The organism is Streptomyces sp. NEAU-174, from assembly GCF_052665095.1.
On record NZ_JBQTCE010000014.1, the window covers coordinates 38,373 to 50,308 of the forward strand.

The 11,936-nt window shown below is 69.4% G+C and carries 10 protein-coding genes; 4 read left to right on the forward strand and 6 right to left on the reverse strand.

Annotated features, from left to right (window positions below):
* Window positions 1-10 precede the first annotated feature (10 nt).
* Window positions 11-559, reverse strand: coding sequence for a restriction endonuclease (locus tag ACT2CW_RS34310; protein WP_445517444.1), 549 nt, complete (start codon window positions 557-559; stop codon window positions 11-13).
* A gap of 152 nt (window positions 560-711) precedes the next feature.
* Window positions 712-1,104 (reverse strand): ArsR/SmtB family transcription factor, encoded by a 393-nt coding sequence (locus ACT2CW_RS34315; protein ID WP_445517443.1) that lies wholly within the window; start codon window positions 1,102-1,104, stop codon window positions 712-714.
* 105 nt (window positions 1,105-1,209) lie between these two features.
* On the opposite strand from ACT2CW_RS34315, the gene ACT2CW_RS34320 reads away from it, so the two are divergent.
* The 4 genes from ACT2CW_RS34320 to ACT2CW_RS34335 all read left to right on the forward strand — a co-directional run bounded on the left by ACT2CW_RS34320 (window position 1,210) and on the right by ACT2CW_RS34335 (window position 5,759).
* Window positions 1,210-3,186, forward strand: a complete 1,977-nt coding sequence (locus ACT2CW_RS34320; protein WP_445517442.1) for a heavy metal translocating P-type ATPase — start codon at window positions 1,210-1,212, stop codon at window positions 3,184-3,186.
* A gap of 324 nt (window positions 3,187-3,510) precedes the next feature.
* Window positions 3,511-3,963 carry a DUF6153 family protein gene (locus ACT2CW_RS34325; protein ID WP_445517441.1) on the forward strand — a complete coding sequence of 151 codons (453 nt, stop codon included), beginning with the start codon at window positions 3,511-3,513 and terminating at the stop codon, window positions 3,961-3,963.
* Between the two features lie 86 nt (window positions 3,964-4,049).
* On the forward strand, window positions 4,050-4,760 hold the full coding sequence (locus ACT2CW_RS34330) for a DUF305 domain-containing protein (RefSeq protein ID WP_445517440.1): 711 nt from the start codon (window positions 4,050-4,052) through the stop codon (window positions 4,758-4,760).
* Window positions 4,761-4,892: 132 nt separating this feature from the next.
* Window positions 4,893-5,759: a F510_1955 family glycosylhydrolase gene (locus ACT2CW_RS34335; protein ID WP_445517439.1), complete on the forward strand. Its 867-nt coding sequence runs from the start codon at window positions 4,893-4,895 to the stop codon at window positions 5,757-5,759.
* Between the two features lie 93 nt (window positions 5,760-5,852).
* Here the strand turns inward: ACT2CW_RS34335 and serA are convergent, their stop codons facing one another.
* The 4 genes from serA to ACT2CW_RS34355 all read right to left on the reverse strand — a co-directional run bounded on the left by serA (window position 5,853) and on the right by ACT2CW_RS34355 (window position 11,899).
* On the reverse strand, window positions 5,853-7,442 hold the full coding sequence (gene serA / locus ACT2CW_RS34340) for a phosphoglycerate dehydrogenase (protein WP_445517438.1): 1,590 nt from the start codon (window positions 7,440-7,442) through the stop codon (window positions 5,853-5,855).
* A gap of 129 nt (window positions 7,443-7,571) precedes the next feature.
* Window positions 7,572-8,897, reverse strand: coding sequence for an MFS transporter (locus ACT2CW_RS34345; protein ID WP_445517437.1), 1,326 nt, complete (start codon window positions 8,895-8,897; stop codon window positions 7,572-7,574).
* On the reverse strand, window positions 8,897-10,042 hold the full coding sequence (locus ACT2CW_RS34350) for a PLP-dependent cysteine synthase family protein (RefSeq protein ID WP_445517436.1): 1,146 nt from the start codon (window positions 10,040-10,042) through the stop codon (window positions 8,897-8,899). The genes ACT2CW_RS34345 and ACT2CW_RS34350 overlap by 1 nt, the downstream gene beginning before the upstream one ends.
* 1,506 nt (window positions 10,043-11,548) lie before the next feature.
* Window positions 11,549-11,899, reverse strand: coding sequence for a winged helix-turn-helix transcriptional regulator (locus ACT2CW_RS34355; protein ID WP_445517435.1), 351 nt, complete (start codon window positions 11,897-11,899; stop codon window positions 11,549-11,551).
* Between the last annotated feature and the right edge of the window lie 37 nt (window positions 11,900-11,936).

Here is an 11,936-nt window from a genome sequence, read left to right on the forward strand (position 1 = left end):
CCGGAGGGTGTCAGGCAGGCCGTCCCAACAGGAACGTCGCGACACAAGCCGCATGATCATCGTCGTCGGCGGATAGCACCAGGTCCCGCGAGCCCGCCCCACCGCTGCAAGGCGCCACGAACGTGGGGCGCGCGGTCGCGGTGTCCCTGGTCGTGAACACGAAGCGGCTCTCCGTGACCGTCACCAAAGCAATACCATGCGCTGCCGCGAACTCGACCGCACCGCTCTGGTACGGCGAAGTGGCGACCATTACACCCTTATGCGCGCCGACGCTGTGGATCTTCTGGTGAAGCACCTGGACGAGTTCACGCTTGATCGGATTCCGGTGCAGCTTGGCCTCGACGACCACCAGAAAGGCCATTCCCGCGAACCGGTACCGGACGGTCGCGTCGAAGTCGTACGTACCATCGGCGCCAACGATTTTCTCGCGCACGGTGACCACGAGGTCGTCCACCTCCGACCCCGCCGCGCCCAGCAGTTCCCCCGCGACGAATTCCTCGAACTCCCCAGGGGTGATCGCCGGGTGCGGGTAACGCATGGTGCGGTTGTCCTCGGTCACGCGCCGACATTATTCCAGGCCGTCACATTGTCGACTGCCTCGGCGCCGGAGCCCGTCGCTGGGCCATGTCCGGGCCCTTGATCGGTTTACCAGTGGCGCCGCACCTGGAGGAAGGGCGGACGCGAGGCGCTGCGCTCCAAAGGCTCCTGCGACTACAGACTGAGAGCGCCGGTGTCCTCGGTGGCCGTGGCCGGGGTGTCGGTGATGCCGAGCCGTAGGTGTTCGACGTGGTACAGGGCCTGGTCGAGGAGTTCGGCGACGTGGTGGTCGTACAGGGCGTAGACCACGGACCGGCCCTTGCGGGTGCCGGTGACCAGGCCGAGGTTGCGCAGCAGGCGGAGCTGGTGGGAACAGGCGGACTGCTCCATGCCGACCTCGGCGGCCAGCTCGGTGGCGGGCAGCGCCCCCTCGCGCAGCCGGGCGAGGATCAGCAGACGGGAGGGTGTCGCCAGCGCTTGCAGCGTGGTGGCGACCTTCGCGGCGTCGTCCGCGTTCAGGCGCGTGCGCGGGACGCTGCTGGCAGACGGTGCGGCTCCATGACCCATGGGCCCAGGGTAGCCGAATGTATACATGAAGGTGTGTTCATGTGTTCCTGTATGGTGGTGGAGTTGGACCGAATCGACCCCCGTGCGCGTAAGGATCACCACCGCATGTCTTCGCCCCTGACCCGTCCGGCGGCCCCACCGGCTGTCCGTGACGCGGTAACGCCCCGGCGCCGCACACGGATCTTCGCGCTGCCCGAGGCCCGCTGGGCGTTCGCGGCTCTGGTGCTGTTCCTGATCGCACTGCCGCTTCAGCTGCTCGGCGCCCCAGCGTGGGCGTGGGGCCCGCTGTACACGCTCACCTACATCACCGGTGGCTGGGAGCCCGGCTGGGCGGGCCTTCAGGCCCTGAAGGACAAGAGGTTGGATGTGGACCTGCTGATGGTCGTCGCCGCGATCGGCGCCGCCGCCATCGGGCAGGTCCTCGACGGCGCGCTGCTGATCGTCATCTTCGCCACCTCCGGTGCCCTGGAGGCCATCGCCACCGCCCGGACCGCGGATTCGGTGCGCGGCCTGCTGGACCTGGCCCCCACGACCGCGACCCGCCTGGCCGACGACGGCAGCGAGCAGACGGTGGCCACCGAACAGCTGACGGTCGGCGACACCATCCTGGTCCGGCCCGGCGAGCGCATCGGCGCCGACGGCCGCGTCCTGGACGGCGCCGGCGAGGTGGACCAGGCCACCATCACCGGCGAGCCGCTGCCGGTGGCGAAGGAAGTCGGGGACGAGGTGTTCGCCGGGACTCTCAACGGCACCGGCGCGCTGCGGGTGAAGACCGAGCGCGACCCCGCCGACTCGGTCATCGCCCGCATCGTGAAGATGGTCGAAGAAGCCTCCGAGACCAAGGCGCCGACCCAGCTGTTCATCGAGAAGGTGGAACAGCGGTACTCCATCGGCATGGTGGCCGCCACGGTGGCCCTCTTCGTCCTGCCCCTGCTCTTCGGCGCAGCGTTGCAGCCCACCCTGCTGCGGGCGATGACGTTCATGATCGTCGCCTCGCCGTGCGCGGTGGTGCTGGCCACCATGCCGCCGCTGCTGTCCGCGATCGCCAACGCCGGACGCCACGGCGTGCTGGTCAAGTCCGCCGTGGTCATGGAACAGCTCGGGCAGGTCGACGCCGTCGCACTGGACAAGACGGGCACCCTGACCGAAGGCACCCCCTACGTCACCGACGTGCGCCCGCTGTCCGCCTCCGGCCTGGACGAGGATGCGCTGCTGCGGCTCGCGGCCGCCGCCGAGCACCCCAGCGAGCACCCCCTCGCGCGGGCCGTCGTGGACGCCGCCCGCACCCGCGGCCTGGACGTCCCCGTGGTGGAGGACTTCACCTCAGCGCCCGGTACCGGCGTGACGGCCACCGTCGACGGCCGCGCGGTCGCGGTCGGCAGCCCCGCCCGGCTGCTGGACGGCCGTGGCACCGACGCCACCGCTGTGGTGGCCGGGCAACTGGAAGAGGAGGGCCGTACCGCTGTCCTGGTCCAGGTGGACGGCGCCCCGGCCGGGGTGCTCGGCATCGCCGACCGGCTCCGTGAGGAAGCCGCCGCCACCGTCACCGCCCTGACCACGCTCACCGGCAGCACGCCCGTGCTGGTCACCGGTGACAACCCGCGCGCCGCCGCCCGCCTCGCCGGCGAGGTCGGCATCACCGACGTCCGCGCCGGTCTCCTACCCCAGGACAAGGTGGCGAGCGTCAACGAACTGGAGCAGGCCGGACGCAAGGTGCTCGTGGTCGGCGACGGTGTCAACGACGCCCCCGCCCTGGCTGCCGCCCACACCGGCATCGCCATGGGCCACGCAGGCTCCGACCTCGCCCTGGAGACCGCCGACGCCGTCGTCGTGCGCGACGAGCTGGCCACCATCCCCACCGTTGTGGCCCTCTCCCGCCGGGCCCGCAAGCTGGTCATGCAGAACCTGGTGATCGCCTCGGTGTTCATCACCGGCCTGGTCATCTGGGACCTGGTCGGCACCCTGCCGCTGCCGCTCGGCGTCGCCGGCCACGAGGGCTCCACCGTCATCGTCGGCCTCAACGGACTGTGCCTGCTGGCCGATACCGCCTGGCGCCGCGCCCGCACCGGGAACGACCAGTGAGCCGCCGCACCCGCAAAGCCACACCCGCCACGGCGGGAGCGGCCCACTGCCTGACCCGCCCCACACGAAGGCTCCACTCGAGCATCACGGGCGGAACCTTGGTCCTCCTGGAGCCCTGCGAGGCCTTGGCGAGAAGGCGCGGCCGGCACGGCCACCGCCGTCACCCCCTGATGTGGCGTCCACGTACGCAGGCGCCCGCCTCTCTGCCGTTACCATTGCTATTAAACTACTTAGTAGGCTGTTCCTACGCCCGAACCACACGGCATGATCCGGTCCGCTTCGGTAGTGTCGGACGGCGAAGCGACCACGGATGGAGCCACGAACATGCATGTGAGCCGATGCGCACGAATGGGAGGCGCCCTCGGGCACCTCCTGCTCGTCGTCGTGCTCGCGATGGGCGTTTTCGTGATGCACTCGATGGGCCATCCCGACAGCGCCGCCGACACGAGCATGGGAGCGGCTCACGCATCGGCCACGACCGCCCACCCAGGCGGCGGCATGTCCTCGCCGCAGGGCGTTGTCGTCTCCTCGCACACGTCGGACCCGCATCAGGACGGCAAGACGTCTTCCCACTCCCCGGCCATGGGGATGGACATGGCCTCGCTGTGCGTGGCCGTGCTCGGCACGTGGATTCTCGCCAGTCTTCTCCGGGCGGTTCTGAGCCGCGGGACGGACTGGCCGGCACGGCTTCGCGATGCCGCCGTGGCGGTCCTGCGCCCCAACCCCCCTCCGCTCAGACCACCTGACCTCGCTCAACTGTCAGTCCTGCGGATCTAGGCCGAACGCCACCGCGGGCGGCTCGCGCTGCCCGCGTACCCCGTTCGACAGGCTTTCCGCAGAACAGACAACACGAGGTTTTCGACATGACCGCCATCAAGCGCAGCACGCTGCGTCCGCGCGCCCGCCGCATCGCTCTCGTCAGCACCGTCGCCGCCGCAGGCCTGGTCCTCGCCGCCTGTGGCAACGACGACGACATGAGCGGCATGGACCACGGGAGCAAGAGCAAGACCTCCGCCTCGGCGAGCGCGACCACCGGGGAGAACCCCGCGCCGGGCACGTTCAACGACGCGGACGTGAAATTCGCGCAGATGATGATCCCCCACCACGAGCAGGCCGTCGAGATGTCCAAGCTCGCCGACGAGCAGGCGGAGGACGCCAAGATCAAGACCCTCGCCGGGGACATCGAGAAGGCTCAGGATCCCGAGATCAAGAAGATGAAGTCCTGGCTCAAGGCATGGGGCAAGCCCGAGTCGGGCAGCAGCATGCCCGGCATGGACCACGGCTCCGACAGCAGCATGCCCGGTATGGATCACGGTTCCGGCAGCTCTGACGACTCGGGCATGCCCGGGATGATGTCCGACAAGGACATGAAGGAGCTGAAGGCCGCCAAGGGCGCGGACTTCGACAAGATGTTCGCGCAGATGATGATCGGCCACCACAACGGGGCGATCGACATGGCCAAGGACGAGCAGAAGAACGGGAAGAACGCCACGGCGAAGAAGCTCGCCGACGATGTGGTGAAGACCCAGACCGCCGAGGTCAAGCAGCTCCAGGGCATGCTCGACAAGCTCTGATCCGATCACCCGCTGACCGTTCCGGGCTCAGCCGGTCACTCCGGTGAGCCCGGGGCGGTCACGCCCACACACTCCTTACTCGGGCCGCGCCCGGTCATGTCCCGGCCCGCCCCCACCATGCAACGAGGACCCATGAAGACGCACCGCGCTGTCCAGGCGGCCACCGCCGTCGCCCTCGGCCTCACACTGGCCGCCTGCTCCAGCGGAGACGGCGACACGGACTCGTCCGATGCCGTCACGACCGTCAGCCACATCCACGGACTCGGGCTGGACCCGTCCGACCAGCGCCTGTACGTCGCGACCCACGAAGGCATCTACACCCCCGGCCCCAAGGGCAATCCCAAGCTGGTGGGCGACAGCAAGGACGACTTCATGGGCTTCACGGTGGCCCAGGGCAAGACCTTTTACGCCAGCGGCCACCCTGCCTCCGGAGCGGACGGTCCCGGCAACAAGGGACTGATCAAGAGCACCGACGCGGGCAGGAGCTGGAGGTCGCTCTCCCTCTCGGGGGAGTCCGACTTCCACGCGCTGGACTACGCACACGGCACCGTCTACGGCTACGACTCCACAGGCGGCCTGCTCCGCACCAGCAAGGACGGCACCACCTGGAAGGACCGAGCGACCCTCCAAGCGCTCGACATCGCGGTCAACCCGGATGACGCCGACCTCGTGCTCGCCACCACCGCGGAAGGAGTCGCCCGCAGTACGGACGGCGGCAAGACCTTCGCCGAGGGCAAGCAGCCAGTGATGGCCTTCCTCTCCTGGAAGGCCAAGAACGCCCTCTACGGCATCGACACCTCCGGCAGGCTGAGCCGCAGCACCGACGGCGGCGCCACCTGGAAGAGGCTCGCCACCGTCCCTGGCGGACAGCCTCAGGCGCTCACCGCCGTCGACGCCCAGCACGTCCTGGCCGCGACACAGAGCGGCGTCTACGAGTCGAAGGACGGCGGCAAGACGTTCACCAAGCGCCTCGCCGTCGAAGCGAGCGGCGGCCACTGACCCCTCGGCGAAACGCCATGTCGGCGCGTGCGGCCTCGGGCCGCCCACCGCCGAAGCGGTGAGCGGCCCGGGCCCTGCGATCTTGATATGGGGTCAGCCGAGGGTGACCGAGCGGGCGAAGGTGGCGTCGGTCTCCTGGGCGATTTCGTTGAGTACGTCGGCGGGGACGTCGCTGTCGACGTTCAGGACGGCGAGCGCCTCACCGCCCGGCACGGACCGGGAGACCTGCATGCCGGCGATGTTCAGGCCCGACTCGCCGAGTACGTGGCCGACGGTGCCGACGATGCCGGGCCGGTCCTTGTACCGCAGGAAGACCATGTGGTCGCTGACCGCGAGGTCGATGGTGTGCTGACCCACCGACACGATCTTCTGGATGTTCCTGGGGCCGGCCAGCGTGCCGGAGACCGCGACCTGCTCACCGCTGTTCAGGGTGCCACGGACGGTCACCACATGGTGGTGGTCGGGGGACGTCGAGCTGGTGGTGTGGCGCACGTCGACCCTGCGTTCCTGTGCGAGCAGTGGTGCGTTGACGTAGGAAACCGCCTGGTCGACGACGTTCTCGAAGACGCCCTTGAGTGCGGAGAGTTCCAGCACCTTGACGTTGTGCCGGGTGATGTCGCCGTAGACCTCGACATCGAGCCGGACCGCGACCTCGCCGGCCAGGGCGGTGAAGATCCGGCCGAGGTTCTCGGCGAGCGGCACGCAGGGGCGGACGTCCTCGGCGATGACACCGCCCTCGACGTTGACCGCGTCCGGGACCAGCTCTCCCGCGAGCGCCAGCCGCACCGACTCGGCGACGGCGATGCCCGCCTTCTCCTGGGCCTCATCGGTCGAGGCGCCCAGGTGCGGGGTGGCCACGACGTTGTCGAACTCGAAGAGCGGGGAGTCGGTGCACGGCTCCTGGGCGAAGACGTCCAGTCCCGCGGCGGCGACGCGGCCCTCCTTGAGCGCGCTGGACAGTGCCTGCTCGTCGACGATCCCGCCGCGCGCGGCGTTGACGATCCGCACCTCCGGCTTGACCTTGTGCAGTGCCTCGTCGCCGATCAGACCGACGGTCTCGGGCGTCTTCGGAAGGTGGACCGTGATGAAGTCGGAGACCTCCAGCAGCTCATCGAGCGAGAGGAGCTTGACGCCCAGCTGCGCGGCGCGCGCGGGCTGAACGTACGGGTCGTAGGCGACGACCTTCATCCCGAAGGCGGACATCCGCTGGGCGACCAGCACGCCGATGCGGCCGAGGCCGACCACACCGAGGGTCTTCTCGCTCAGTTCGACGCCGGTGTACTTGCTGCGCTTCCACTCGCCGTTCTTCAGTGCGGCATTGGCCTGCGGAATGTTCCGCGCGGTGGCGAGGAGCAGGCCACAGGCGAGCTCGGCGGCGGTGACGATGTTGGATGTGGGGGCGTTGACGACCATGACGCCGGCCTTGGTGGCGGCGGAGACGTCGACGTTGTCGAGGCCGACCCCGGCGCGGGCGACGACCTTCAGCTTCTTGGCGGCGGCGATGGCCTCCGCGTCGACCTTGGTCGCGCTTCGCACCAGGATCGCGTCCACATCCGCGATCGCGGGGAGGAGTTCGGCTCGATCGGCGCCATCGCAGAGCCGGATCTCGAAGTCCGGGCCCAGGGCGCCGACAGTGGCGGGCGACAGCTTTTCAGCCAGGAGTACGACAGGTTTCGAGCTCACGGTGGATTTCCATCCCTACTGGTTCGTTGAGGAACGGCCGCCCCGGCGGCCGCATACGGTGCCAGTTCCGGCGCATGGCCGACAGGGAGGACGAAGGAAAGCTCGTCCCCCCTGCCGCGGGACCATGGGTCAGGCAGACACCGACTCGGGCTGTGTCTCGCGCACCGGCGGCGCGAGGCGGCCGGTGCGGTGCAGTCCGTACAGGGCGGCGGCACAGGCCAGGCCGAGTGCGCAGAACGCGATCCACGGGAGCGCGGAGACGCCGGCCGCGCGGGCGGCGTCCAGAGAGGCCCCGGTCAGCAGGTTCCCGAGCGTGATGCCGACGCCGCAGATGGTGTTGTAGAGCCCGTAGTGGGTGGCGACCAGGCGGTCACCGGAGAGCCGGACGATGGTGTCCATCTCGAACGGGTAGGCGATCATCGTCCCCACCGCCAGGAGCAGAGCGGAGAGCGCGGGCGGTACGGCCGCGAGCAGCCACCGCCCCATGCCGCCCTCCGGCACGGGCACGGCCGTCGGTACCAGCAGGGGCACGAACGCCACGCCCATGGTGAGCAGGCCCCAGGCAAGGGCCCGGCCCGGCTCCATGCGGGCCTTGCACCACGCGGTCACCTTGGTCTGGAAGAGGATCGTGCTCAAGCCCGAGACAGCGAAGAGCATCGCCACCGCCGCTGTCCCGGACGTTCCGTCGCCGCCCAGGCGCCGCACTTCCAGCGGCAGGGCGAGATAGACCTGGAACTGCATGACATAGAAGCCGATCATGGCGACCGAGAACAGCAGGAACGGCCGGTTGGCCACGATGGTGCGCCACTGGGACAGCACGCCGTCCTGTTGGCCGCTTCCCTTGGTGGTCGGTGCGTCATGTGCGCGGCGGGCGGGGAGACTGCGGAGCTGCACGATGCTCAGCAGCGCGAAGATCCCGGCCGACACCAGGCAGGCGACGCGGAAGTCGACACCGGTGAGCACCATGCCGACGAGGGGGCCGAGCAGGATGCCGGCCTGGTAGAAGATGTTGAACAGCCCGAACGCTTCGACCCTGCGCTCCCCGGCGTCCGCCGCCAGATAGGCCCTCACCGCCGGGTTGAACAGGGCGCCCGCCAGCCCGGTCGCCGCGGATGCGGCGAGCAGCGCGGGCAGCGCGTCCACCAGACCGAGGGTCGCGAAGCCGACGATGCGGAGCATCAGCCCGGCGATGATCAGCGGCTTGTAGCCGAGCCGGTCGGCCAGGGTTCCGCCGACCAGGAACATCCCCTGCTGGCTGAAGTTGCGTATGCCGAGCACGAGCCCGACGGCCCAGCCGGCCAGCCCGACCGTGCCGGACAGGTGCGCGGCCAAGTACGGCATCAGCATGTAGAAGCCGAGGTTGATGGAGAACTGGTTCACCATCAGCAACTGGACGCTGCGCGGGTAGGAGCGCATCTGCGCCCAGGTTCCCCCGGAACGTGACTGCCGGTCCATCACCGGTCTCCCTCCTCCTGGGTGTCGAACCCGGGGAGCTCTGCGGCGTCGTGCACCTGCGCCGGGTCGGACAGGGTGAGCGGGTCGACCACGGTGGTGCACCGGGTCCAGCGGCTGACTTCCTTTTCGTCCAGGCGGCCGATCGTCTCCGGTTCGACGGGCGGCGGGGAGTCGAGCAGACCGTGGGCGGCGCAGTAGTCGTCGTCGTAGACCGTGCCGAGATAGCGTTGCGGGCCGTCGGGGAAGATGGCCGCGATCTTCGTGTCCGCGGGCAGGGTACGGGCCAGCCAGCCCGCCACCAGGGCGACCGCGCCGACGCTCCAGCCGCCGGTGGCGTAGTGGGAGGTGGCGAGCCGGCGGCAGGTCCACACCGCTTCGGCCGGTGCCACCCAGTGCACCTCGCTGAAATTGTCGTAGGCGACGTTGCGGGGGTAGATGCTTGAACCCAGGCCGCGCATCAGCCGGGTGCGGGCCGGCTGCCCGAAGATGGTCGACCCGATGGTGTCGACGCCGACGAGCTTCAGCTCCGGGTACAGGGCCTGCAACGCTCGGGAGACGCCAGCGGAGTGGCCGCCGGTACCCACGCTGCACACCAGCACGTCGATATGGCCCAGTTCGGAGGCCAGCTCCAGCGCGAGCGGGGTGTAGGCGGTGGTGTTGTCGGGATTGTTGTACTGGTCGGGGCACCACGAGCCGGGGTGCTGCGCCATGAGCTGAGCCACTCGCTCGCGCCGCGCCTGCTGCCAGCCGCCGGTGGGGTGGGGTTCGGAGACGACGTCGACCTGGGCTCCGTAGGTGGTCAGCAGCTGGGTCATGGACCGCTCCAACCCTGGGTCGGTGACCAGGGTGACGGGGTGGCGGTAGACCATGCCGGCCAGAGCCAGTCCCAGGCCGAGGGTGCCGCTGGTGGATTCGATGATCCTGGCGCCGGGGCGCAGATCACCACGGGCGCGGGCCCGCTCGACCATGTACAGGCCGGGCCGGTCCTTGATCCCGCCGGGGTTGAAACCCTCCAGCTTCGCCCAGAACCCCCGGTCAGCGGGGGTGAGGGGATCGGAGATCCGGAGAACCGGGGTGTTGCCCACGAGCCCGGACAGGGCCGAGCGGGCGGGAAGTGTGATCTCGGTTGTGGTCTGCGGGTTCATCTTCCGCTCTCATCGGTGGTGTGACGGGGTTTCGTCGGGCGCGCCGTCCGGTCCAGGAAGAGGCATCCGCCTCGATGACCTGGTGGCAGCACGCGCGGCCCGTGTCGATGGCCGCGAAGGCCCGTCTAGATCCGCCACCGGCAGACGACGGTAAGAGTGGTGCGTCCTGAACGCCGTATCCGGGGTCTGCTTCCTCCGTGTCGAGCGACCCACTGCCGACCGGTCACGGCGGCGGTCACTCCCGCCGCCGCTCCGGCGAGGACGGCCGGGGCCGCGGTGTCCGTGAACAACTGCCGGGCCTGCGGCGGGGCTTGGCTGACCACGTGCGGCGCGCAATGCGCACCGGAGTGTGGATGCGGTCCGTGGGGCATCGCACGCTCGGTGGCCGCCGACGCGAGCGGGGGGAGATCGGCCGAGGCCGAGGGCCGGCCCTGCGTGTGGTTGTCGTCAGCGTGCGAGGCAGAACAGCCGAGCGCCCACAGCAGCAAGACTCCGAGGACGAGGACCAGCAGCCGCAGCAGCCGAGTCCTGGTAGCCGGGCGGCTGATGTGAGCGCGAGAAAGGGGGCGTAACGGCACGGTTCCTCCGGGGAGCGGCCGCCGCTCCCACGGCGTGGGGTGAGCGGCGGATCGGGATCAGCAGGCATCCGAGCAGGCAGGCGCCGAGGAGCGGTCCGTTCAACGCGAGGAAGCGTGGCCACGGACGTCCAGGGAGCCGGGATTTGACCCCATGTGGCCGACCCGTCCCGCAGGGCGGGCTGTCATCTCTCGGGAGAGTGGCGGCCAGTCGGGGACGCCGGAATCTAGACCTGCTGCACCATGGAGACTCCCGAATCCGTCAGCGAAGGAACGGTCGGCTTCGACCGGAAGGGGTCGGGCTTCCCCCATGCAAACGGGTGCGTCGTTGGCACACGGCCCCGTGTGGACAGACTTGGAGCGGCCAGATACAGGTCCTGCTGGGGCTGGCCGGAGACGCAGCCTTCAGCCGGGTGGGGCGGGCCGTCACCCTCGTGCTGGCCGTCGGCTGCCGCAGCGTCAGGCGACGCGCTCGCGACAGCGCCGCCCCCTCCGGACCCGCTCGTGTGACCTTCCTGCATCACGGCGGACGCGTGTGCGGGCGCGGTTGCACCGACCCCTGCGTGCCCCTGGGCGCTCTCCGCGCTCGCGCCGTGCGTGACCAGGACGCCGAGCACCAGCACGGCCAGCCACAGCAGACGCAACGGCCCCGCGGAGCGGGGCCGCGGCATGCCCGAGCGCAACCAAGCCGTAACCATGCCGTGATCGTAACCATTGCCCGGCGGTGCGGCGCAAACTTCCCTCGGAAACACCGCGTTAACATCTGTACACACATTTCACGCAATGGATCAGGCTGATGCTTCGGGTCTCGTGAAACGACAGGTCGTCCCACCCTCGGCACCCATTCGCACGAGCCGCGACCACCTGGCCTCCGCCAGACGTGATCCGCCTCACCCTCAACTGGGGAGAGGCGGACAACGTTATCCATCGATCAGGATCTGACGGGTTGGCTCACCAACGCCCCGATCCGATCCATGTGGGCGTATCCCCATTCGCACAGCGGGCGCAGCGCTTCAGCCAGGCTGGAGCCGTACGGCGTCAGGGAGTATTCGACGTGAGGGGGAAGCTCCTGGAAGTCCTTGCGGACGACAATGCGGTCTGCCTCAAGGTCTTTGAGCGCACCGATCAGCACTTTCTCGGTAACGCCGTCGACAAGGCGGCGCAGCTGGCCGAACCGCTGGGGACCGTGCATGGCGAGCTGCCACAGCACCAGAAACTTCCACCTGCCCCCGACGACGGACAGTGCGGCGTCCAATCCGCAGTAGAACCCACGCTCAGTCATCTGGACATATCCTTCCGTCCGCCACCTACATCAATCC

Excerpts from the sequence above, each read along its gene's own strand:
- ACT2CW_RS34315 (WP_445517443.1), bottom strand. The coding sequence starts at position 1,104 with ATGGGTCATGGAGCCGCACCGTCTGCCAGCAGCGTCCCGCGCACGCGC.
- ACT2CW_RS34320 (WP_445517442.1), top strand. The coding sequence starts at position 1,210 with ATGTCTTCGCCCCTGACCCGTCCGGCGGCCCCACCGGCTGTCCGTGAC.
- ACT2CW_RS34325 (WP_445517441.1), top strand. The coding sequence starts at position 3,511 with ATGCATGTGAGCCGATGCGCACGAATGGGAGGCGCCCTCGGGCACCTC.
- ACT2CW_RS34330 (WP_445517440.1), top strand. The coding sequence starts at position 4,050 with ATGACCGCCATCAAGCGCAGCACGCTGCGTCCGCGCGCCCGCCGCATC.
- ACT2CW_RS34335 (WP_445517439.1), top strand. The coding sequence starts at position 4,893 with ATGAAGACGCACCGCGCTGTCCAGGCGGCCACCGCCGTCGCCCTCGGC.
- ACT2CW_RS34345 (WP_445517437.1), bottom strand. The coding sequence starts at position 8,897 with ATGGACCGGCAGTCACGTTCCGGGGGAACCTGGGCGCAGATGCGCTCC.
- ACT2CW_RS34350 (WP_445517436.1), bottom strand. The coding sequence starts at position 10,042 with ATGAACCCGCAGACCACAACCGAGATCACACTTCCCGCCCGCTCGGCC.
- ACT2CW_RS34355 (WP_445517435.1), bottom strand. The coding sequence starts at position 11,899 with ATGACTGAGCGTGGGTTCTACTGCGGATTGGACGCCGCACTGTCCGTC.